Annotated in this window: 19 protein-coding genes and 1 tRNA gene; 18 read left to right on the forward strand and 2 right to left on the reverse strand. The window is 44.6% G+C overall.

The window, feature by feature from the left end; translation table 11 throughout:
* The first annotated feature begins 103 nt into the window (after nucleotides 1–103).
* The 14 genes from MHN02_RS07510 to MHN02_RS07575 all read left to right on the forward strand — a co-directional run bounded on the left by MHN02_RS07510 (nucleotide 104) and on the right by MHN02_RS07575 (nucleotide 14,531).
* Entirely contained in the window at nucleotides 104–637 is a 534-nt protein-coding gene (locus MHN02_RS07510; RefSeq protein WP_039235360.1) for a sigma-70 family RNA polymerase sigma factor, read from the forward strand.
* Nucleotides 634–1,371, forward strand: coding sequence for an anti-sigma factor (locus MHN02_RS07515; protein WP_239245313.1), 738 nt, complete (start codon nucleotides 634–636; stop codon nucleotides 1,369–1,371). The genes MHN02_RS07510 and MHN02_RS07515 overlap by 4 nt, the downstream gene beginning before the upstream one ends.
* 152 nt (nucleotides 1,372–1,523) lie before the next feature.
* The gene (locus tag MHN02_RS07520) at nucleotides 1,524–3,116 is read left to right on the forward strand and encodes a DUF4331 domain-containing protein (protein WP_239245315.1); all 1,593 of its coding nucleotides are present in this window, start codon (nucleotides 1,524–1,526) and stop codon (nucleotides 3,114–3,116) included.
* Between the two features lie 11 nt (nucleotides 3,117–3,127).
* Nucleotides 3,128–3,706, forward strand: a complete 579-nt coding sequence (locus MHN02_RS07525) for an Ig-like domain-containing protein (RefSeq protein ID WP_239245317.1) — start codon at nucleotides 3,128–3,130, stop codon at nucleotides 3,704–3,706.
* Between the two features lie 62 nt (nucleotides 3,707–3,768).
* Nucleotides 3,769–4,839, forward strand: coding sequence for a hypothetical protein (locus MHN02_RS07530; protein ID WP_239245320.1), 1,071 nt, complete (start codon nucleotides 3,769–3,771; stop codon nucleotides 4,837–4,839).
* The gene (locus MHN02_RS07535; RefSeq protein ID WP_239245352.1) at nucleotides 4,832–5,965 is read left to right on the forward strand and encodes a HupE/UreJ family protein; all 1,134 of its coding nucleotides are present in this window, start codon (nucleotides 4,832–4,834) and stop codon (nucleotides 5,963–5,965) included. Before MHN02_RS07530 ends, MHN02_RS07535 begins: the two co-directional genes overlap by 8 nt.
* A 160-nt stretch (nucleotides 5,966–6,125) precedes the next feature.
* Nucleotides 6,126–6,212, forward strand: a tRNA-Leu gene (locus MHN02_RS07540).
* Nucleotides 6,213–6,577: 365 nt separating this feature from the next.
* Nucleotides 6,578–7,174 (forward strand): NAD(P)H-dependent oxidoreductase, encoded by a 597-nt coding sequence (locus MHN02_RS07545; RefSeq protein ID WP_239245323.1) that lies wholly within the window; start codon nucleotides 6,578–6,580, stop codon nucleotides 7,172–7,174.
* A 9-nt stretch (nucleotides 7,175–7,183) separates the two neighbouring features.
* Nucleotides 7,184–7,726, forward strand: coding sequence for a redoxin domain-containing protein (locus MHN02_RS07550; RefSeq protein ID WP_014950616.1), 543 nt, complete (start codon nucleotides 7,184–7,186; stop codon nucleotides 7,724–7,726).
* A gap of 190 nt (nucleotides 7,727–7,916) precedes the next feature.
* The gene (locus MHN02_RS07555) at nucleotides 7,917–8,273 is read left to right on the forward strand and encodes a hypothetical protein (protein ID WP_014950617.1); all 357 of its coding nucleotides are present in this window, start codon (nucleotides 7,917–7,919) and stop codon (nucleotides 8,271–8,273) included.
* A 3-nt stretch (nucleotides 8,274–8,276) separates the two neighbouring features.
* On the forward strand, nucleotides 8,277–10,109 hold the full coding sequence (locus tag MHN02_RS07560) for a DUF4105 domain-containing protein (RefSeq protein ID WP_239245326.1): 1,833 nt from the start codon (nucleotides 8,277–8,279) through the stop codon (nucleotides 10,107–10,109).
* Between the two features lie 143 nt (nucleotides 10,110–10,252).
* Nucleotides 10,253–12,358, forward strand: coding sequence for an ATP-dependent helicase (locus MHN02_RS07565; RefSeq protein WP_239245328.1), 2,106 nt, complete (start codon nucleotides 10,253–10,255; stop codon nucleotides 12,356–12,358).
* Nucleotides 12,359–12,579: 221 nt separating this feature from the next.
* Nucleotides 12,580–13,368 carry a lipase gene (locus MHN02_RS07570; RefSeq protein ID WP_014950619.1) on the forward strand — a complete coding sequence of 263 codons (789 nt, stop codon included), beginning with the start codon at nucleotides 12,580–12,582 and terminating at the stop codon, nucleotides 13,366–13,368.
* Between the two features lie 89 nt (nucleotides 13,369–13,457).
* Complete coding sequence (locus tag MHN02_RS07575; RefSeq protein ID WP_239245330.1) at nucleotides 13,458–14,531, forward strand: ADP-ribosylglycohydrolase family protein; 1,074 nt, start codon at nucleotides 13,458–13,460, stop codon at nucleotides 14,529–14,531.
* A gap of 84 nt (nucleotides 14,532–14,615) precedes the next feature.
* On the opposite strand, the gene MHN02_RS07580 is transcribed toward MHN02_RS07575, so the two are convergent.
* Both MHN02_RS07580 and MHN02_RS21795 read right to left on the reverse strand, forming a co-directional pair.
* Nucleotides 14,616–15,704, reverse strand: coding sequence for a Gfo/Idh/MocA family oxidoreductase (locus MHN02_RS07580; RefSeq protein WP_239245332.1), 1,089 nt, complete (start codon nucleotides 15,702–15,704; stop codon nucleotides 14,616–14,618).
* A 431-nt stretch (nucleotides 15,705–16,135) separates the two neighbouring features.
* The gene (locus MHN02_RS21795; RefSeq protein WP_336246506.1) at nucleotides 16,136–16,405 is read right to left on the reverse strand and encodes a response regulator; all 270 of its coding nucleotides are present in this window, start codon (nucleotides 16,403–16,405) and stop codon (nucleotides 16,136–16,138) included.
* A gap of 129 nt (nucleotides 16,406–16,534) precedes the next feature.
* Between MHN02_RS21795 and MHN02_RS07590 the strand changes: the two genes are divergently transcribed.
* The 4 genes from MHN02_RS07590 to MHN02_RS07605 all read left to right on the forward strand — a co-directional run bounded on the left by MHN02_RS07590 (nucleotide 16,535) and on the right by MHN02_RS07605 (nucleotide 22,067).
* Complete coding sequence (locus tag MHN02_RS07590) at nucleotides 16,535–17,695, forward strand: AI-2E family transporter (protein ID WP_239245336.1); 1,161 nt, start codon at nucleotides 16,535–16,537, stop codon at nucleotides 17,693–17,695.
* Nucleotides 17,696–17,888: 193 nt separating this feature from the next.
* Nucleotides 17,889–20,060: a TonB-dependent siderophore receptor gene (locus MHN02_RS07595; RefSeq protein ID WP_239245338.1), complete on the forward strand. Its 2,172-nt coding sequence runs from the start codon at nucleotides 17,889–17,891 to the stop codon at nucleotides 20,058–20,060.
* A gap of 11 nt (nucleotides 20,061–20,071) precedes the next feature.
* Nucleotides 20,072–20,629, forward strand: a complete 558-nt coding sequence (locus MHN02_RS07600) for a hypothetical protein (RefSeq protein WP_014950625.1) — start codon at nucleotides 20,072–20,074, stop codon at nucleotides 20,627–20,629.
* Between the two features lies 1 nt (nucleotide 20,630).
* Nucleotides 20,631–22,067 carry a PepSY-associated TM helix domain-containing protein gene (locus tag MHN02_RS07605; RefSeq protein WP_239245340.1) on the forward strand — a complete coding sequence of 479 codons (1,437 nt, stop codon included), beginning with the start codon at nucleotides 20,631–20,633 and terminating at the stop codon, nucleotides 22,065–22,067.
* The last annotated feature ends 231 nt before the right edge of the window (nucleotides 22,068–22,298 follow it).

Genomic DNA, 22,298 nt, shown 5'->3' on the forward strand with positions numbered 1-22,298 from the left:
TTCAGGCAGTTGTATATAAAACATGCTACTTTAAGAAGTAGCCGCCAAATAGTTAGAGCAATAAACAAATGGCCGCACTACAACGATAAAAATAGGAGCAACAATGGAACACGAAACTCTGTTTCCTCTGCTGTGTAAAACCGCAGACGGCGACAAAAAAGCGTTCGCAGAGCTTTATAAGATAACAAGTCCACAGCTCTACGCTGTTGCTTTGAAGCTTTTGAAACGTCCCGAACTTGCCGACGAAGCTACACAAGACGCTTATATAAAAATTTGGCATAACGCCGGTAATTATCAACGAGGCAAAGGTACGGTACTTACTTGGATGATCAGTATAGCTCGCTATCGTGCGCTCGATTTAATCCGCTATCACAACGTAAGAAATGAAGTCGAATTAAATGATGATGCACCGTCAGGTATGGAAACCACACAATCAATAAAGTTAGAGGCAGAACAAGCGAAATTGGCCTCTTGTTTAGATGAACTTGATGGACCGCAGCGTCAGGCTATCCATTTAGCCTATGTGAATGGTATGTCGCATCAAGAGGTGGTAACTCACTTAGCGTCACCACTTGGAACCATTAAAAGCTGGATAAGACGAGGCTTGCAAAGCTTGCAGAGGTGCCTATCACTATGAATTATTTAAAAGAAGAGCGATTAAACGCCCTCGCCGCTGAATATGTAGTTGGAACGCTGCGCGGCAAAGCGCGAACGCGCTTTCAAAAGTTAATGATGCAGTATCAGGCTGTTAGCGATACAACCGCACAATGGGAGCAATATCTTACTGGATTTGCTGAAACCTTGCCTCCGGTGACACCACCTGACAGCGTGTGGGAGAGCATACAAGTGAAGCTTGGCCACAAGGCGGCCAATGATACAGAGTTTGTCGATCAAACGACTAACGCAAAACCAAGTAGCGACAATGTTATTGATCTTGAAAAAGAGAAACAGAAACGCTGGAAGAACTTATCCTTCATATCCACCGCAGCTGCATTGGTGCTAGCCGTATTGCTTTTCGTTATGCAACCTGTACCTACCCCAGAGGTTTCCCATATTGCCGTAGTCAATAATGCTGATAACACACCATTGTGGGTGATAGAGGTATCTGACACGACAATGAATGTTAAGGTCACCGATGCATTTGTGGCGTTAGCAGACAAAGACTATGAACTTTGGATGGTGCCGGCAAATGGCGAAGCGCCAATTTCTCTTGGCTTGATGCCTGAAGTTAATGGCGACACGCGCGCGACACCAGATATCTTGCTAGATCAAAGTATCGCGGCGTTAGCAGTGAGCTTAGAAGCACCAGGCGGCTCGGTAACGGGCGCACCAACGGAAGTGCTATATATAGCGCCGATTGTTTCCGTGTAATTTTACGCACTAAGCGGCACACCAAAAGGCCACGAAACGTGGCCTTTTACTTTTTATAAAAACTTTATTTTAATTTTTTAAATATTTTTGCATCTAAGGTGAAACCTCAGTCGTTTGGTCTCTTGAACTCATAAAAAACAGAGAGACTCGACATGATCCAATTCAAACGCAAAACTTTGTCACTGGCTATTGCCGTGACATGTGCAGCCGTAACTGCTGGCGCAATAGCGTCAAGTCACCGAGAAGCACCGAATATCACTCGCCACCCAGCGTTAGATAGCACCGACTTTTATGCTTTCAATAGCTATGAACAAGGCCGTGAAGATTATGTGACTTTCATAGCAAACTATATTCCATTGCAAGATGCCTATGGTGGCCCTAACTACTTTGCAATGGACCCGAATGCGCACTATGCCATTCATATTGATAGTGATGGCGACGCGGTTGAAGACTTAAGCTTTGTTTTTAAGTTTAACAATATGCTTGCTGCCGATAACGAAGGTATCGCCTTGCCTATAGGCCCTGAAGGCGAACAGAAAATGGTGAAAGTACCGCTTAAGAATGTAGGCGGTATCAGCGCAGACGATTCAAGCGCAGCAAACTTCTCGGAAATGTACAGCCTTACTATGGTGAGTGGCGACATGCAGACAGGCACGCGCACTCCCCTTACACCCGCCATGGGCGATATGTTTAAAAAGCCGCTTGATTACATTGGTAACAAAACTTTTACCAGTGAAGCGGAATATGCACGTTATGCTGAAAGCTTCATTTATTCGTTCAGTATCCCTGGGTGCGATGACATGGCCAAAGTGTTTGTTGGTCAGCGTAAAGACCCCTTCGTTGTTAACTTGGGCAAAACATTCGACTTGGTAAATTATGTACCGGTTGAGGGCGACAGCGCACCGGGCGCAGGCGATGGTGAAGGTTTTCCTGGCGGTATAACGCAAAGTGCCATGAATGATGACTTAGCCGATAAAAACGTGACAGCGTTATCTATTGAAGTACCCAAGGCGTGTGTTACCGGTGAAGGTAATGGCGTAATTGGTAGCTGGACCACGGCAAGCTTGCCGCAAGCGCGTATCCTAAACCCAGATGCTACCTTTGCGAAACCTGAGACTAATGGTGGTGCGATGACTCAAGTGTCTCGTTTAGGTAGCCCGCTAGTAAATGAGCTTGTTATCGGTATTGGCGATAAAGACAAATTCTCTACTTCTCATCCAAGTGCAGACGGTCAATTCGCTGATTATGTAACCCACCCTTCTTTGCCAGAACTACTGAACATTCTGTTTAAAGATGCAGTGAATACTACGCTGGGTACGGATATTGAGACCCTTGCGCCGACTAACTTCCCGCGTATGGACTTAGTAACAGCGTTCCTTACAGGTTTCCCAGGCGTTAACCAGCAAGCAACTGTAACAGCATCAGAAATGCTGCGCCTAAACACAGGGATCCCAGCAACGCCCGCCGAATCGCAGTCAGCATTTGGTGTTGCAGGCGATGACTTAGCAGGATTCCCGAATGGTCGCCGCCCAGGTGATGACGTGGTTGATATTGCCCTTCGCGTAGTTATGGGCCGCTTGTGCTATCCCATCCCAGTCGCAGGTGAGGATACAGATCTTGGCCTTTGTACACCAGAAGACGCCAGCGTGGGTAATGTACCTTTCACTGATGGTGCACCTGTAGATGCAAGCATGATTGATTCATCGTTTCCTTACCTAAAAACACCACTTGCTGGCTCTGAATAAGGAGATCCATCATGTCTATGAAGATTAGGTTATTTAACAAGAATCCAAATGCACCCGCGTTTGTTAGGTCGGCTCAAGCCCCTTTGCAGAAACATAAGTTGTGGGTCATTTCTGGATTGGTGCTAGCGCTAACTGGTTGTTTCGATAGTGATGACGATAACGATTATCAAGCGCCAGAAGAAAATGCAGCGCCTGTAGCCGTTGATGAAATGCTAACGACGCAAGCAGATATTGCGTTTGATGGCACGTTGACAGCAACCGATGCCGATGGTGATGCACTTACCTTCGGGCTTGGTGAAAACGGTTCGTTAGGTAATGCAGAAGTTAATGCTGATGGCAGCTTTACCTACACACCTAACGCTCAGGTAACAGGTAGCGATAGCTTCACATTCACCGTTTCTGACGGCGTAAATCCAGAAGTTACCGCTACTGTTAGCGTTACGATTGAGGCACAGCAGGTATCGTTCTCTAGCTATACCCGTGACGCCTTTAATCAAGCACCAACCGATGAACCTCTGCCAATTAACGGGCGCGAGTTCACCCAAGATGCTGACGACACCACGTTCGATGATTTATTGATTGGTCAATAACGAGCGGTCAGTACACAGTGTCAACCGTAAAGCCAAGGACGGCTTTTATAAAGGAAGTTCTGATGAAGTTGATGAGAAGCAGTACTCTCATACTCCCTATAATGAGCGTATTGTCAGCCCTAACAGTCTGTTCGGTATCTGCTCAGCCTGAAAAACTCAATTATGATACCGTCATCGCAACGTGGCAGCCTCAACAGCTATCCATAGCAAGTATCGACGAAGCGGAAAAAATTTTAACTTCAAGTAGATACCTTCAAGCAAAAGGTGATGAGAGAGAGCGTATTGTTAGGTTCACGGACATAGTGCGACAAAAATTCGATTCGTTGAACGCAGGTCAAAAGGAGCGTTTAGTTGTTTTAGAAGCTCGACTACTTCAAGGCATTCATAAGTTCGAACAAGCCAAGCAACACCTTAATAAAATAGCCCGCTTTCGCTCTCCAGCTGCACAGTTATTGTTGGCAGACATAAACGTTCAGCAAGGTAACGCTAAAAAGGCGAAAGAAAACTGTGAAAAGCTGGTAGGGCAAACAAGTTTTTTAATCGCTTTCACGTGTATGGTTAACGCTGATTTTTCACAAAATAAAGACGTAAAATTTTTAAAAAAGCTTAGCGCTTTTGAGACCTACACGAGTACAGTGAGGCCTGCGGAGCGCCAGTGGTTTTATGAAGTACTTGCAGACATGTCGCTTCAACTTGGTAACGCTGAAGCCGCGCTTGAGCATTTGTCACAGACAGAATTCGAAAAGCTACCTATAAGCGCCATGTTAGTTTGGGCCGACGCACATTTTGCGTTGAATAACTATAAGGCAGTGAGTTCTGGGTTTAGCAACTCCGTACCCGATATATTGACAGCCGACGATGGCTTACTACTTAAATGGGCAATTGCGGAACGAGCGCAAGGTATTGTGCGCTCTGAAGTGCAAACTCAACTTGCTAAGAACATGGAAATTCGAGTGTGGCGAGAAGACAGTTCTCACGCCGCACAGGTCGCCACTTACTTTTTAGAGATTGAGCCTGATTACCCACTGGCGCTTAAATTTGCGGAAATTAACTGGCAATACGCACAGTCATTAGATGACAAAAACCTCCTAGAGCGCGCTCGACAGGCTAATGAAGTATCGACCAATGCCTAATGTTCTCAACCCCTTCAGTAAACGAGTCATGATTAAATTTATCACATTTTTCATCTTCGCCGCCTTCAGCGTTTTCACGCAATCCCACGAACTGAGCAACGGCTATTTAACGCTTACAAATGATTCAAATAACACTTTGTCTGGCGAGCTATTGCTAAAGCCTGAAGATATAGGGCAAACAGCAGGGCTAGATAGCAATAATGACGGTAACTTGACCTGGGGTGAAGTCAACAGAAACCACACTATGGCGAACGACTATATCCAAAACCACCTAGTGATTCGAGGTAGCGAAACGCGATGTACGGTTAGTATTGCTCCCCCTTCTATACGAGATATATCTGCAGAGTCGTTACTGGTATACCCGCTGTCGGTAAATTGCGTATATGTAAACGAAGTATCGATACAATACACTGGCATAGTTAGCGATTTTCCCACCCACAAGCTACTCACAACGGTAACGTTAAACGATCACACAAGTGTTTATGTGCTAAGTGATGAACGCTCTCATGTTACTATTTCTGCTACAGGAAACAGCTGGACTTCGCAGTTTGGGGAGATGGTTTATCAGGGAATTTGGCACATTTTCATTGGACTAGACCATATACTGTTTTTGGTTGCTACGTTGCTCACCGTTAATCTTTACAGGGAAAATAAGAGCTGGGTGAAAGAGCAAAGCAAAAGGCACATTATAAAAAGTACGGTGATATTGGTAAGCACGTTTACGTTAGCGCACTCAATTACATTGACCGCTACAGCACTGGACTTTATTACGCTAGATAGCCGTATTGTTGAGTTAGGCATTGCTATATCAGTGGCTATAACTGCGCTTAACAATGTGTACCCAGTCATCATGCGTTTAGGGTTTATTACCTTTGGGTTCGGCCTACTTCATGGAATGGGATTTGCGAGTGTGTTTGGCGACCTTAACGCCCAGTCGGGCAGCTTGGTAATGAATGTATTCGCTTTTAATATAGGGGTAGAGCTGGGTCAACTTGCCATAGTTACGCTGCTATTGCCCTTACTTATCTTACTTAGAAACGTAAGGTTATATTCAAAAGCCATAATGCCAATTGCATCGTCAGTAATCGCGGTAGTAGCGATTAATTGGACGCTTCAGCGTTGGTAAAAGTGTGCGTTCTGTTGATTAATAAGAAATAGATAAAGCAAAATACGCTTTTGAACAATCTTTCGGCACTTAATCACAAAAAGCTTAAAAAGTTGTTGTATAGGCGCGCCGCATCGCTATAATGCCATGCATCAACACCACGTTGATAACCATACACAATGCCAGTGTGATGGAATTGGTAGACATGACGGATTCAAAATCCGTTGCTAGCGATAGCGTGGCGGTTCAAGTCCGCCCACTGGTACCATCTCTTCTTTTAGAAGTAGATACTGAAACCGACCTTTGAGTCGGTTTTTTTGTTTCTGAAATTCAGTAAATCGCCACGCAAGCGTGTCGGCCGAGTGTCGGTCCAAGGCATAGCCATATATTGAAGCTCCTCAAAACTCTCAATCTCCTTAAGCGAGTGACTCTTTATTATGTAAGGCAGCAGTACTATAACGGCAACCCACTTTCTTTAATCACTTAACCAATTGATTTTAAGTCAATTAATACAATATTCCGTTAGTCTTCAGCATAGTTACCAAAACACCACTAGTTGCATAAGGTTTAAAGGCCACTAAAATAAACCACCAGTAAGCAATAAGCTTTATTCAATTTTTTTGGAGTTTTGAGATGACCACAACAAAGACAGGCAATGTGCTAATTATTAATGCACACCAGTATTACCCTTTTTCAGAAGGCAAGTTAAACGCATCTTTTGTCGATAAAGCAGTAACGCTGCTTGAAGCTAAAGGCTATAACACTCGCGTAGTGACAATGGCCGAAGCGCACGACGTTGAAGAACAGTTGGCCCATCATCAGTGGGCTGACATCGTTCTTCTACAGGCACCAATCAATTGGATGGGTGTGCCATGGTCTTTCAAAAAGTACATGGATGAAGTTTACACTGCGGGCATGGGTGGCGCCTTATGTGCTGGCGATGGTCGCGTTGCCGAATCACCGAAGAAAAACTACGGCACAGGCGGTACGCTTACCAACGTTAAATACATGATGTCTTTAACCTTCAATGCACCAGAAGAGTCATTCAACGACAGCGAAGAGTTTTTTGAAGGTAAATCTGTAGACGATTTACTGTTTCCAATGCATATGAACTTCAAGTTCTTTGGCATGAAGCCAATGGAAACTTTCGCTAGCTTTGACGTGATGAAAAACGCCGATGTGGAAAACGATTTCAAACGTTTTGAAGCTCACATTCACAAGCATTTTTAAGGAACTATCATGGCTACTGAATACACCAATAAGTTACATGCAGGCTCTGCTTTTCCAGATGTTTCAGCAAAGCTGTTAAATGGCGACACTAAAAAGTTAGCGACACCTGAGAACGGTCTTGACTGGAAAATGGTGGTGATTTACCGAGGGCAGCATTGTCCACTTTGCACTCGATACCTCAATCAACTCGAAAGTGTTAGAGGATATCTTGCCGAAACTGGTGTAGATCTCATTGCAGTGTCTGGCGACAGTAAAGCGCAGCTTGAAAGTCACCTGCCTAGATTGGATATCAACTTTCCAATTGCGTACGGCTTAACGGTGGAGCAAATGGAGGAGTTAGGCGTTTATATCTCTGATCCAAGATCGCCTCAAGAAACTGATCACCCGTTTTCCGAACCCGCGCTGTTTGTTGTGAACAATGAAGGTCTTGTGCACGTCGCAGATATTTCTAACAATCCATTTGTTAGACCTGAATTAGAGACATTAGTAAGTGGTTTGGGCTGGATTCGTAATCCTGATAACAACTACCCTATTCGCGGTATGCACAAATAAGCGCACTTATGAAGTTAGTGTCATGGCTACTTGACGCTAACTTTATTGTCTCGGCGCATACGCTTACTTATATTTGTCCTTTCACACCTGCAGACCAATTTAGAAACAATCTTTATTTGATTTTTATAGCGTAAACATTATATTAACGCTCGTCGAAAATTCGACATTCAAAATCAGAAAGGGAAATATAATGAAAAAAATAATTGGACTAGCTGCTGCAAGCCTTATTCTTACCTCAGGTTGTGCCACCATTCTTACCGAAGAAACACACAAAATAAACGTTACGACAACTAGCGGTGAAACGACTACAGTTACTGTTGACGGCATGTCTCAAACAGTGCCTGGCGTGGTTACTGTTAAGAAAGAGAACAAAGATAAAGTGCTAGTTGCTGACGATGCAAAATGTACCGACGTTAACCTAAACAAAGAAGTTGAATCTGCGTTTTTCATCAACATTCTTAGTGGCGGTGTATTCGGTTCGTCTACCGATTACGGCTCAGACAAAATGTGGAAATACCAAGATTCAGTAAGCGTACCTTGTAAATAAGATATGTTTACACGAATTCTAAAAGGAAGCATTCTTGCTTCCTTTTTTTTGATTTTCGCAGCTAATTCCACGGCCAGTGACGTTACTCAAACTAGCTACTCAAAAGTTGATAGCGCAACGTTACAGCAAATAGCTAACGACCCATTGTGGCACCTATTGTTACAATTAAAAAATGGGAAGCCAATAACTAACGACACCTCTATTTATATATCAAAGTCGTTCGTCAGCCCGTTAGCCGAAGCGCAAGCAACCGTTGACCTTTTTCAGCGTAATACCCAAAACATTTGCAACTACCCTGCCCGTTTACGGCTGCTCAAGCGCTACATACCCGAATTTGAATCTATTACCCCTACCGAGCACTGCGCAGAATATCGCAAATTTGTAGAAAGTGTTCCGGCCGATAGTATCAAGCTAATTTACGCCTCAGAAAATGTTACATCTGCTAGCTCTATGATGGGGCATATTATGCTTCGTCTAGATGGAACTAACGATAAAGGCATTCCCGTTAAGCACGGTATTACGTTTTTTACAGAATTAGACTCTTTAAATGTTCCTCACATCATGTACGAAACATTGATGACAGGAAAAGAAGGCGTATTTAAGGTTGCTCCTTACCAAGAATTTGAGCAGTTTTATCTCTATGAAGAGCAAAGAAACATTTGGCGATACACGCTAAATTTCAACGAGCAACAGCGCCACTTTGTGCAAGACTACATATGGGAATTGGGACAGCAGAGCCCCGCTTATTTTTTTCATATATTCAACTGTGCGACCGTTACTCAGTTGTTGGTAAATATTGCTCGTCCTGCTCATCTAAATCAGGTAGCAAGCTGGCTGACCCCTCTTGATGTTGTTAAGTTTGCACAAGCAAACTCTCTCGTTGCATCAACCCAATTCGTACCTTCTAACAAATGGGAAATAACGACGTTAGAAGAAAGCATCGGGAGTAAACGCGCGTCTGCCATATCTTCGCATTTAGCTCGCGCTCAGCTAGATTCATTATCACTTTCGTTTGTTGAAACTAAATACGCACTGGCGCTTAATCAGTACTTTAGGTCAGCACAAACAATTTCAGAACAGAAATATCAAAAGAACTCCGCTGAAATTGCAGCGTTTGATGCTAAATATAAGCACCTTTCTTTAGACGTGTCTGAGCTCCCCGTTCCTTCCTCTCGCCAGCAAGAAGGTTATGTTGCTGCCGGTTTCACTCATCAAGACAGCCGTTCGTTCATGGCGTTTCGTGCCTTTCCTGTTGCAAGAAGGCTAGCCGACGACAACAGGAGCATGATTGGTGAAACCGAGCTTATCTTGGCCGACGTTGAGTTCAGAGTTGGTTTAGAGCAAAGCAACTTAGGTGATATCTATGTGGACAAGGCCATGCTTTACCAAATGGTGTCGCGGGTACCTGTTACGCAAAATATAAGCAACTGGTCATCATCATTTAACATTGGAATAAATCGCGTGCTAACCGGCGAGCGACAACGCAAACTCATTGTGCAATCGGAGTTTGGTTTAGGCTTTACACGTGAAGTAATGCAAGGTTTAGGGGTGTATAGCGACATCATTGTGGGTGCTGGCGCTAACAAGCACGAAGCATTTGTGTATGCCAAACCCGTTATTGGGCTATATGCATATACAAAACTGAATAGTAAGTTGGCGGTTAACTTAAGTAGGACCTACAACCAATATGGAAGTGATGACCCAATCGATGCAGTATCGATTGGCTTGCACCAATATGGTTTCGAAAACATCGCGTTAGATTTTGAAGTGAATATACAGAAAGTTGCCCATGAATATGAATCTAGTGCAGCTTTTATGTTGGGGTATCGGTTTTAATCATTGAAGATAACATGGGAACTTTAACTGTCTCACTCTGCTACAGTGAGAACTCAAAACGAAATCAATACATTCACACAAAACTGTTTAAATATACAGTGCATTAATTTATCCTATTGAAGTGCTCTTCAATAGGATTTTTTATGCTCTCTCATTCTGAATTAAACCCGCAGCAGCAAGAAGCCGTGAATTACGGGTTGAGTTCCGTAGGAGTGGGCGAAACGGAGCTGAGCGATGAAACGCACCACCCGCTGTTAATTATTGCAGGCGCTGGTACAGGTAAAACTAACACCCTCGCCCACAAAACGGCACAGTTAATATTGCATGGTGTTGCGCCAGAGCGAATTTTATTGATGACGTTTGCGCGAAGGGCTTCGTCGGAATTAAGTTCACGGGCGAACCGCATAATAGAGCGAACGTTACGTGAGAAACAAAAGGCGTATCATCCAGTCACACTTCCTTGGATGGGCACTTTTCATTCAATCGCATCGCGACTGCTACGAGAGCACGCTTCACTCATCGGTTTAGATCCCGACTTTACGGTTATGGATCGTAACGACAGCGCGGATATGCTTGACTTGCTTCGTCACGAACTTGGCTTTAGCGGGGTAAATCGACGCTTTCCTAAAAAGAAAACGTGTTTGGACATTTACTCTCGTTGTGTGAACGCGCAAGCACCGCTTATCGACATACTCGATACTCATTTCCCCTATTGTAGCGAGTGGGAAGAAGAGCTGAACACGCTGTTTGCTCACTACGCGAAAACTAAAATTGAACAAGTGAGTTTAGACTATGACGACTTACTGCTTTACTGTTTTCACATGGCGCAGGTCGACGCTATTGCTCAAAAAGTAAGAGAGCAATTCGACAATGTGTTGGTAGACGAGTATCAGGACACCAACGTTCTTCAAGCTGGCATTCTAAAAGGTTTCTTCCCTACTGGTGAAGGTCTTACCGTTGTAGGCGATGACGCCCAATCAATTTATTCATTTCGCTCGGCCACGGTGGACAATATCCTTAACTTTCCAACTGCATTTTCCTTGCCTGGCAAAGTGATAACGCTACAACAGAATTATCGGTCACATCCGAACATATTGAACTTGTCTAATACCCTTCTTTCAGAAAGTGATGAAGGCTATAAGGTATCGTTGTTCAGCGAGCGTAACAACGGCCCTATGCCTAAGTGGGTAACCGTTGAAAACGACATGTTCCAAGCAGAGTATATTGTTGAGCGAGTTTTAGCAGCTCGTGAAGAAGGGATTGATTTAAAACAGCAGGCGGTGTTGTTTCGTTCAAGTTATCACAGCGATCGTCTAGAGCTTGAACTTACTCGACGTAATATCCCTTTCGTTAAACACGGTGGCCTTAAATTCCTAGAGGCTTCTCACGTAAAAGACATGCTTTGCATTTTACGTTGGGCAGATAACCCTAAACATAAAATATCAGCCTTTCGAGTGCTTAAGTTATTGCCCGGCATAGGTCCAAAGATAGCTGAGAGAGTGTTTAACGATTTAGAAAAGCACGACTTTGCATTGGGTAAATTGCGTAGCTTCGCACTTTCAGAGTCCGCGAAGCCTTCATTTCTTTCTCTTGTTGATTTGCTAGATAACGTGCACCACAACAACATTCCATGGACCGAGCAAACAAGCGCCATCGCAGCGTTTTACAAAGATTTATTGGAAGCTAATTATGACGATCATTTCACACGTTTCGGCGATATTGAACAGCTCACAATGATCTCTGGGCAGTATTCATCGAGAGAGCGATTTTTAACTGAACTCACACTAGATCCACCGCAGAGCACAGGTGATCTGGCGGGCAAACCTTTGCTTGATGACGACTTTCTTATCTTGTCGACGGTGCATAGCGCTAAAGGGCAAGAGTGGAAGCATGTGTTCGTACTGAATGTTGCCGATGGCAATTTTCCCAACGAGTACGCAGCGGGTGATAAACGTGCTCTCGAAGAGGAGCGACGCTTACTTTACGTTGCCATAACACGAGCGAAAGATGAGCTTAGCTTAGTTCAGCCCCTGAAATATTGGGTGCCAGAACAACAAAAGTTTGGTGACAAGCATGTATACGGTGCCAAGAGCCGTTTCTTTACCGATGCTGTTTGCGCTTGCATGGAACCCATTGCTTACCCTAAGCGCACTGCTTCAGCCAGCGAAAAGAAGATAGCCAAAGGCGCTATAGCCGATATAAAGAAAAATATTCTTGGGATGTGGAATAATACCAGTCCGCATAGATAACTCTCCCCTCAGCGCGAGTTACAATGTTCATAATCAAGGCGTGTTACCGCAGGTGAAGTGGTTCTACATCAAGGTGACACAACAAAGAGTACGGACATTTAAAGAAAAATGACGCGCCCCGTCATAACACTGAAATAAACTCCCTGTAGCGTGAAGTATTCAGTGAAAGAGTCTTCAACGGCTCAGCTTCAAAAACGCTAAATGCTCCAATACGAGTTTTCATGAAGAAATTGAAACGCTATCAATATGAAAGATATGCCATTCTCTGCCAACTCGCCTACCCTGATGCCGACGAGCAATACCAAAAAATCTTAGATCCTTTTTATGAACGCCAGCTAGTCGATAAGTACGGAAGAATGAGCGTAAGAATCTTGTGGGTCGAGAATAAAAAAGAGGTCATTATCGTTTTTCGCGGATCATTGGGGGTAAGAGATTGGCTAGCGAATTTATTCTTCATCCCAAACAAACTCAATCAGTTAAACAGAAAATTCTGGGTCCACTGGGGGTTTGCGCGGCTATTGGCTCAACCTATGTATTCCAGCACTAAGACATCCAATGAAGCATTACCACTGAGAGAGCTACTTGTAAAAGTGCTTGAACCACTTAGGCAGCAAGGCAAGCGCTTTACATTCATTGGCCATTCGTCCGGCGGCGCAGTAGCGGTATTAATGGCTGATTACTTTGAGCGTTTATACGCAAAGTCAGTAAAAAGGGTAGTGACTTTCGGACAGCCCGCAGTGGGTACGCGCTCTTGGTATAAGCACTACACGCTACACCATAGAACGTATCGCATTTGCTGCGATTTAGATGTAATAACCTTTATGCCGCCCTTCCCTTTTTACTTCTGGCACGTTGGCAAGATGCTGTGGCTGCACGATGATAAAATTTACGAAAACACGCCTACCCATAAACGCTTTTTGATGTCGCTTCACAGCTGGTTGTTACGCCCAATTACCTATCACTACATGCGAAAATATATCCGCAACAAGTCGCTTTTCGATGAGCATTAGAACAATCATTTTCGACCTAAAGTGCGTAATTTAAAGGTACTTGATTATTCAATCCCGCCCAGTACTGCGTAAGAGGTAGGCTTAAAGAAATGTCTTCACTGTCAATCAAACGAGCAAAAGCGGCGCTTAAGAACGCGTTTATCGGCGACGCGTTGGCTATGCCGGTACATTGGTATTACAACCCGGCAGATATATATAAGGCGTTTCCGTTAGGGGTAGAGCAATTTGAGGATGCGCCATCATTTCATCCGTCTTCAATAATGTCGCTACATTCCACGCAGCAAGGTGGGCGCGCGAATAAGGCATCTGCAAATCAAAAAGAGATAGTGGGCGACGTTATTCTCAAAGGTAAAAGGCAGTATTGGGGCAAGGACAACATTCATTACCATCATGGTATGAAAGCGGGAGAAAATACACTCAATGCACATTGCGCGCGTATCGTTTTATCATGCGCACTTAAAGGGTATGACGAAAACGAGTTTTTAACTCAATATATTAGCTTTATGCGCGCTGATGAACCTAAACATCCTGACACATACGCTGAGTCTTATCACAGAGGTTTTTTTGCGAACTTGGAACAAGGTACACCAGTACACAAATGTGGGGCGGTTACACATGATACGGCTTCAATAGGCGCTTTTGTGTCGGTAACACCTTTGGCGGTAGTAGAAGCAAGCAAAAGCACAGCCCTTGAGGACATCAAACGCCTGTGTCGTAGTCACCTTTATTTAACTCACCCGGATGAGTCTTTAGCATCGGTGTGCGATCTCTATGTTGAGTTAATCTACAAATTAGTGCATCGCGAAGGTGAATCACCCAAGGCCATTTTAGAAGATATTGCCCGTAAATCTGCGCACATGAATTTGGCTGCGATAGCGGCAAAAAACAAAAGCGATATCGAGATTGTTGGGCGTATGTATTCGCCAGCGTGTTATATCTCAGACGCGTGGCCCGCCGTTTTGTACTTCGCTTACCGTTATGCTGATACGCCTAAGAAGGCGTTGATTGCGAACACCAACGTGGGGGGCGACAACGTGCACCGCGGTTTTGTATTGGGGGCAATAATGGGGCTAATTCAGGCGACAGAAATATCCCAATGGTTTAGTGAATTAGCTGACAAAAAGGACTTGGAAGCGCTAATTAACCTTCTTGATGAACGGTAACTAAGACACAAAAGTCTGGTAGACCCAGTCGCAAAATGAGCAAATGGCATTCACTGTCCGGTAGCGTATTCGCGCAAAAGCGCCTTACAACGCAACCGTTTCCCCTGTTCTCGCCGCCTTAAATATAGCGTTCACAATGCGGATATCGGCCAGACCTTCATTGCCAGTCACCATAGGCTGTCGTCCAGTTAAAATGGCAAAAGCATCGTTATCCATTTGCAGCGTTTGCTGCATACCGTTTATAGGAGCCAGAGTTTTTCCATCAGACGTGGTGCCCGTTACCCCGCTGTAGCTCTGCATGGGTTTAAGTTGATACCAGCCCTTTTCACAATCAGCTTTAAAATGGTTAAACCCTTTCACTACACTGGTACCGCAATCGGCCACTAGTCCGTCGCCAAAATCCATCGTAAACAAGGTCGTTTCATCAACCTCAGTAAACGTCTCTGGAAAGCGCTGTGGTGGATGACTTCCCGTTACCGCTAATGGCTCACGGCCCGTTAAAAAGCGCGCGCCGTTTATCGCGTAAACGCCCATATCATAGAGTGCACCGCCGCCCATGTGCTTTTTCATTCGCCAGTTGTCAGGCGCTCTTCCTTGTCCTGCATAACCAGCGAAGCTCGATACCGCGGCCAAGTTTCCATACGGCTTAGTTTCAAGATACTGATGAAAAGTGCGGGTATTGGGTTCGTGCTGCATGCGATAGCCTATCGACAACTGCACGCCATTTTTGTTACACGCATCTATGATAGCTTGGCATTCCTCGCTATCCATAGCCATTGGCTTTTCACACCACACATGCTTTCCGGTATTTGCGGCTTGTACCGCAAAGTCCTTGTGTGTGCCAGTAGGCGTTACAACGTAAATAACGTCAATATCGTCATTATTCGCAATATCTGCCATGGTGCTGTACGTGTACACATTACTGTCTTTAATGCCGTACTTTTGCTGCCACTGCGGGCTCTTACTCTCGCTCCCCGTGATTATCCCCCGTAATTCACAGTGTTTAGTGTCCTGTAAGGCAGGGGCGAGTAAATTTGTGCTGTAGTTGCCCAACCCTAATAGCGCCACGCCTATTTTCTTTTTCGAAGGCTTTGCCATTAAATACGGACTGTGCGCAACCAGCAAACCTGAACCGGCTAGTTGAAGAAAGTGACGACGAGTAATGCGGGGCATTAGTACTCTCCATTAAGAAATTAATCCGTGCATGGTTTTAGTAGTACCTTTCTTACTCAGAAAGATCACAATACCGTTGCGATATTATCGAATGTGTTACCAGTAACACCATTGAAGGTTTATAGCTGACAACCAATAAGCTTTGAAGCTCTATGGCACATCGTACCGTTTGGTAACGCGAAACGATTTACAACAAAATCAGACGAAAAGCAGCCCACTTTTATCGACAACATAATTTACTGTTTGCGCTTTGCTCGCCAAGCTTCTGCCACGATAGGTTCAAGGTCGCTCAAATCCAAAGGTTTAACAAGGTGATGGTCAAATCCAGCTTCTTTCGAACGCTGGATGTGCGATGTTTGTCCCCACCCCGTTTGCGCCACAAATACAGCGTCAGCTAACGCACGATTTTGACGAAGTGCCGTACATAATTCTTAACCATTCATACCCGGCATGCCGATATCCAACAACACTAAATCGGGCGTGAAAGACGCGACAGCCTTTAATGCGGATGGCCCATCTTCCACTACTTGAACCTGACACCCTTTTGTCTCCAATATCCATCCCATGGTAATAGCGGCATCTTGATTATCATCGGCAATTAAAACGTTGAGCTTTTCAGCGGTAGCGTCTACTACGTCATGGGCCTTTTCCGGTTTACTGGCTAATTTGGGTACTCTACTTAAAACGGGTAAGCTAACGATTTACGTTAAGCAGTACAAAGCGACTTCTCTAGCGGTGCGGTAAGTGAACTTAAATGATTAAATTTTCGTAACACTTACGCTGTTACAAGTAAAAGCTCTACCAAGATCACTTTCTACCAAGGCTAAGACATGGACAACGCTGGCTCGAATCAAGATAAAGGGAACGGGAAGTATGCTGGGAAGTTCCCCAAAATAGCCCAACAAACCAGACTGCTAAATATTCTTGTGATTTTTGCTGTCATTTATACGTTGTACCTTGCCAAGTCTTTACTTGTTCCTCTTTTCTTTTCCGCCTTTGTAGCTTTGCTTTTGAGCCCTCTTGTTGCATTCGCACGCAAGTTATTCATACCTCGCACACTGTCAGCAGGAGCCCTGATTGTTTTGCTGGTCGCGCCGTTTACATTTTTAGGTATAGAGCTTGCTGAGCCGGCAGAACGCTGGATGCAATCTCTCCCCAAAATTGCTGCCGAGATATCCAAAGAAATTGAAGAGATAAGCAGCAACATCGACGCTTATGCAACGCCCCCAGCTGAACCCGTTGAAAAAGAACGTTCATTCTTTAGCTGGTTTGATGACGATGAGAAGTCACCTGAACTTTCTCCACCGCAAGACAACACAAACTCTGTGACGGACAAAATTAAACAAAGCGGAATAGATATTGGGCTCACACTCTTCAGTAACGCGCCATTTTTACTAGCGCAGGTGCTCGCCTGTATCGTTTTAATTTTCTTCTTGTTGGTTTTTGGGCCCAACCTATTCAATGTTTTTGTAAGAGACTTCCCCATTGTTACCAACAAGCGACGAACGCTGGTATTGGTAGATCAAATTCAACGGGAGCTGTCTTCGTATATCGTCACCATCAGCATCATAAACTCTTGCTTAGGGCTAGCTACAGCAGGCGTGTTTTACTATTTAGGAATAGATGATGCGTTACTTTGGGGAGCACTGGTTGCGCTGATGAACTTTGTCCCCTACTTGGGTGGTGTGGCGAGCTGCGTGGTATTGCTGGTAGTTGGGCTTGTGCAGTTTGGGCTTACCAGCAGTGCGTTTCTGCCTGCGGGTCTGTTTGTAGTATTGAATATTATTGAATCACAACTCATCACGCCTGCGGTGCTAGGAAGAAGTATGCAGCTTAACCCATTAATAATCATAATTTGGATAGCAATAACGGGTTGGCTATGGGGTGTGGTAGGCGTTTTACTTGCCGTGCCTATACTAATGTGTTTTAAGATCATTCTCGAAAATCTAGGCGTATTTGATCACTGGATTAAACTTCTCGAGTCAAAATAATTTCGCTCTCTTTGCCCCATCAACCACGTTGCATGGATAGCAGCGTGGGCGGACTTTTACCTAAAATCTAGGCACAAAGCACGATAGTCCTCTTCAAATAAAAGACGAAATGCATATTTTAAAGGAACATATCCTGCCTTTTTAAAATGAAAATAGTTATCATATTCGTTGTCTTTTGATTTTTGAAGCTCCCATGAATTTGCTTAAAAGTGCCTTGGCCGTGATGATCGGCCTGTCGTGTGCAGGCGCGCCTGTATATGCACAAACAGAAAAAAATAATAATAATGATGACATTGAGCATATTACTGTTGATGCATCTCAGGTTGAATTACGAGATAGCTTTGCAGGAGGCCAAGTATCTCGCGGTGGTCGTGCGGGTATTTTAGGTAATCTCGACATGATGGACTCTCCATTCGCAAGCACCAACTTTACCGCAGACATCATAAGGGAACAGCAAGCAAGAAGTATCGCCGATGTATTGCAAAACGATCCGGTGGTTCGTGTGGCAAAAGGCTTCGGTAATTTTCAAGAACTTTACGTAATGCGCGGGTTTCCCGTTTATTCTGACGATATGACTTACAACGGATTGTACGGTGTTTTACCTCGCCAATATGTTGCTGCCGAGTTGTCAGAACGCGTTGAGGTTTTCCGTGGCGCCAGTGCATTTCTAAACGGCGCAGCACCGGGAGGGAGCGGCTTAGGTGGTTCGGTAAATATAGTGCCTAAGCGCGCGGGCGATGACCCATTAAACCGTGTAACGCTTGGATACGAGTCTCAAGGACATTGGTATGGCGCAGCAGATGTAAGCCGCAGATTTGGCGACGACAGTCAAAGTACAGGCATAAGAGCTAACTTTGTACAACGAGGCGGCGAAACAAGTATCGATAACCAAGATCGTGAATTGAGCGTTGCTGCTATTGGCATTGATCACGATAGCGATAACTTCCGTCTTTCTTTGGATTTGGGCTACCAAGACCATCAGGTTGACTCACCACGCCCTGCAGTCACTCCTGGCAGTGCAATTCCAGAAGCGCCTGACAGCGACACCAATTTTGCCCAAGAATGGACTTACACTAACGAGCGTCAATTTTTCGGTGCGGTTCGTGGAGAATACGATTTTACCGACAACATCACTGCATGGGCGGCGTATGGTTTCAGATCGGGTGAAGAAGATAATGTCTTTGCTAACCCTAGACAGGCAGAAGCAAATGGCGACTTTTCAGCTTACCGTTTTGATAACGTTCGAAATGATGAAATTCGCTCAGGTGAAGTGGGCCTAAATATCGAATTCAAAACCGCAAGCGTGGGACACACGATCATTACGTCTGCATCAACCTTTTCTCTAGAATCTGAAAATGCCTATGCGTTTTCTGATTTTAGCGGCTTTGCTGGAAATATTTATAATCCGGTAACGGCAACCATGCCCGATGCTGACTTCTTTATTGGTGGCGATCTTAGCAATCCACTAATCACAGAAAAAACAGACCTTTCAAGTTTTGCTCTTGCAGACATGATTTCGTTTAACGATGGAAAAGTTCTCTTAACCCTTGGTGGTCGTGTTCAAAACATTGAAACCCGCACGTTTGATTACAATACAGGTGATGAGTTGTCAGGGTACGACGAATCTCAATTCACGCCGGTTGTGGGCATTGTTTATAAATCATCAGAACAGGTGTCTTATTACGCCAACTATATCGAGGGACTGCTTCCTGGTGAGGTAGCGCCTGCATCAAGCGGTGGTGAACCAATTGAAAACGCGGGCGAGGTTTTTGACCCATACAGCGCCGAGCAAATAGAAGTAGGTGTGAAATATGATGCTGGGCAATACGGTGGTTCATTGAGTGTTTTCAATACCTCAAAACAAAGCTCAATTGTTGAAGGCAATGTTTTCAGTACCGATGGTGAACAGCAAAACCAAGGGCTTGAGTTAAGCGTATTTGGCATGCCAACTTCAAATTTACGTGTTTTGGGCGGATTCACTTGGCTCGATGCGGAAATGACGAAAACTCAAGACGGTACACTAGATGGCAAAACGGCCATTGGTGTTCCTGATTTACAAGCAAACATTAATCTTGAGTGGGATGTTGATGCCCTTCCAGGGCTTACTGTCGATGCACGTGCGGCCTATACGTCGAAACAATATGCCAGTGCCGACAATAGCCTTGAAGTCGATGCATCTAATCGTTTCGATTTAGGCGTTCGTTACAGCTTCCTTGCAGGAATGACCGACATCACACTTCGCGCTCGTGTAGATAACGTCTTTGACAATAATTACTGGGCGTCGGTAGGCGGCTTCCCTGGCTCAAACTACCTTGTATTAAGTGAACCTCGGACATTCAGACTGTCTGCTTCATTCAATTTTTAACGGATTAAGTTATGCTGCTGTCAATCGCTGCCTTTTTAGGCAGCGCATTGGCGATAGGTTTGTTTTACCGCGCTTGGCAAAGCACACAGATCGCCTTTAAACGTATAGCTAAACTCTCGGCATTGTTGTTAATGCTGGCGAGTTTAAGCCTTTGGGTTACAGAGTACGGCCCTGAATTAGGTACCTGCTACGCCGTGGTCGCTTTCTCGTTACAAGCATGGAGTTGGATTTATCTCGCCCGACAACGAATAAGTAAAGATGTAAAGCGCGTCGATTTACCGTTCGCATCTGGATTGACTACCCCGTCTACCGCTATTGCTTTTAACGCTCTTGTAAAACTACTTGGCAGTGTGTTTTTAAGTGCTATTTGCGCCATGTTAGTTACCGTAGTGTGGACAACAGCGCTTAGCATGAGCAAAGTGAATCAGATTGCACTTGGAATTTACACCATGCCTCTTTTATGGGGATGTGGCGCATACTGGCTGTGTGCAGACAGTAAACTATGGCGCCCGGTTGGGGTGTTGAGTGTACTTAGCGCGTTAAGTTACTTCTACTTGTATAGTATATAAAATGAGTATTTCTATTTCTCCCAGCGCAAATAAAAGCGCCTTAAAAAGTCACGCTTGGTTAGGACTAGCCGTTAGTGTGTTGATGTATTGGGTGTGCTTTTCAGGCACTTTATCTGTTTTCTCTCAAGAACTTCTGCGGTGGGAACAACCCCATATTGCAGATAATCTAGATTACACCCCTGGCAGCATTCAAAATGCTTATGAACGCTTTCTCACAATAAAAGAGGGTCAAACACAGGGAAACATTGTCATTCGCTTGCCTACGCACGATTTGCCACGCGCACGCATTAGTGCAGACGGTGAGTATTGGAATATTTCTCCAATCGGTGAATTAAGTGAACCATCCACAACCCCTATTACTGATTTAATCGTTGATTTACACACCGCCCTGCATTTGCCAGAAGACATCGGAATGATGGCCGTCAGTGTTTTGGGTGCTATTTTGTGTGCATTGATTATCTCTGGCATTGTTGCTCACAGACGCATTTTTAAAGATGCCTTTCGGTTGCGAACAGGTAACAACGAGCAGCTTACACAAGGCGACTTACACAACAGAATGAGCGTGTGGGGCTTGCCTTTTCACTTGATGATTGCGCTAACCGGTGTTTATTTTGGTTTAGCGTCGTTTTTAACGTCCATTTATGCCGATACCTTATATGAAGGAAACAAGCTTGATCTGTTTGCCGACATTTATGGTTCATCGATTCAGCTTGAACATCAGCCAGCCATTGCGAATATAGAAAAAGCGCTGACCGACATAATGAAAATGGAGCCCAATACCCAGCCCATTTTTGTTACTTTGGAAAATGCGACCAAAGACAATCAGTATATTCTGCTCGGCTCGCAGCACTTGGATAAGCTCATTTATTCAGAACAATACCGCTTTGATGCCGGTGGACAATACATCGATAAAGTTGGCTATTCAGATGGTGATGCAGGCCAACAAGCGATATTTTCTGTATATCGCATACACTTCGGCCACTTTGGTCCAGAAGCGATGAAGATATTCTTCGGATTAATGGGGTTCGCGTTAACTATTATTTCTGTTACCGGTATAAATTTGTGGCTGGCAAAACGCGCTAAGCAAGATGCCTTAAACCAGCTTTGGCTGGGTTTTGTGTGGGGCACGCCTATCGCATTTATTTGGGCTGCATTGTTAGAGTTAACGCTGGCGCTGCCCACAAAACCTGTTTTCTGGGTAACATTGACAGCTATTCTTATCGCTTCACTAATGCAAAAAGTGCTTATGAAAACTCACTTGGTGCTGTTGAATTGTCTCGCCGCCTTGTTAGTTGTATTGGCCATTACTCACTTTGCTGTTCACTACCCTAGTTCGTTAGTCATGAACTCGCTCATTATAGACAGCGCGTTTATCGTTTTTGCCCTGTGCGTGTGGCGCTACCTATACTCGCGATTAAAGAAAGGCTGGAATGTATAGACGCGTTGGTTCTAATGGGAACTGATGGAATTGAGGCAAAGTGAACATGCTTACTTATACCATATATGAACCCTCTCCGATTGCAAGACACCGTGTTGATTTAATAACGTGATTCATTGCTGCCATATATTTGGCTTTTTCGTGAAGTCAATTGACTTCTAGCCTTGATGGTTGTTCGCATCTTGTTGTCTCATCAATCCGGCGGCCTCGAAGGCCCTTGGTATAAACTGA

The organism is Alteromonas sp. CNT1-28 (assembly GCF_022348345.1).
Classification (GTDB): domain Bacteria; phylum Pseudomonadota; class Gammaproteobacteria; order Enterobacterales; family Alteromonadaceae; genus Alteromonas; species Alteromonas macleodii.

Coding starts and splice junctions, on each gene's coding strand:
- MHN02_RS07510 (WP_039235360.1), top strand. CDS start 104: ATGGAACACGAAACTCTGTTTCCTCTGCTGTGTAAAACCGCAGACGGC.
- MHN02_RS07515 (WP_239245313.1), top strand. CDS start 634: ATGAATTATTTAAAAGAAGAGCGATTAAACGCCCTCGCCGCTGAATAT.
- MHN02_RS07520 (WP_239245315.1), top strand. CDS start 1,524: ATGATCCAATTCAAACGCAAAACTTTGTCACTGGCTATTGCCGTGACA.
- MHN02_RS07525 (WP_239245317.1), top strand. CDS start 3,128: ATGTCTATGAAGATTAGGTTATTTAACAAGAATCCAAATGCACCCGCG.
- MHN02_RS07530 (WP_239245320.1), top strand. CDS start 3,769: ATGAAGTTGATGAGAAGCAGTACTCTCATACTCCCTATAATGAGCGTA.
- MHN02_RS07535 (WP_239245352.1), top strand. CDS start 4,832: ATGCCTAATGTTCTCAACCCCTTCAGTAAACGAGTCATGATTAAATTT.
- MHN02_RS07545 (WP_239245323.1), top strand. CDS start 6,578: ATGACCACAACAAAGACAGGCAATGTGCTAATTATTAATGCACACCAG.
- MHN02_RS07550 (WP_014950616.1), top strand. CDS start 7,184: ATGGCTACTGAATACACCAATAAGTTACATGCAGGCTCTGCTTTTCCA.
- MHN02_RS07555 (WP_014950617.1), top strand. CDS start 7,917: ATGAAAAAAATAATTGGACTAGCTGCTGCAAGCCTTATTCTTACCTCA.
- MHN02_RS07560 (WP_239245326.1), top strand. CDS start 8,277: ATGTTTACACGAATTCTAAAAGGAAGCATTCTTGCTTCCTTTTTTTTG.
- MHN02_RS07565 (WP_239245328.1), top strand. CDS start 10,253: ATGCTCTCTCATTCTGAATTAAACCCGCAGCAGCAAGAAGCCGTGAAT.
- MHN02_RS07570 (WP_014950619.1), top strand. CDS start 12,580: ATGAAGAAATTGAAACGCTATCAATATGAAAGATATGCCATTCTCTGC.
- MHN02_RS07575 (WP_239245330.1), top strand. CDS start 13,458: ATGTCTTCACTGTCAATCAAACGAGCAAAAGCGGCGCTTAAGAACGCG.
- MHN02_RS07580 (WP_239245332.1), bottom strand. CDS start 15,704: ATGCCCCGCATTACTCGTCGTCACTTTCTTCAACTAGCCGGTTCAGGT.
- MHN02_RS07590 (WP_239245336.1), top strand. CDS start 16,535: ATGGACAACGCTGGCTCGAATCAAGATAAAGGGAACGGGAAGTATGCT.
- MHN02_RS07595 (WP_239245338.1), top strand. CDS start 17,889: ATGAATTTGCTTAAAAGTGCCTTGGCCGTGATGATCGGCCTGTCGTGT.
- MHN02_RS07600 (WP_014950625.1), top strand. CDS start 20,072: ATGCTGCTGTCAATCGCTGCCTTTTTAGGCAGCGCATTGGCGATAGGT.
- MHN02_RS07605 (WP_239245340.1), top strand. CDS start 20,631: ATGAGTATTTCTATTTCTCCCAGCGCAAATAAAAGCGCCTTAAAAAGT.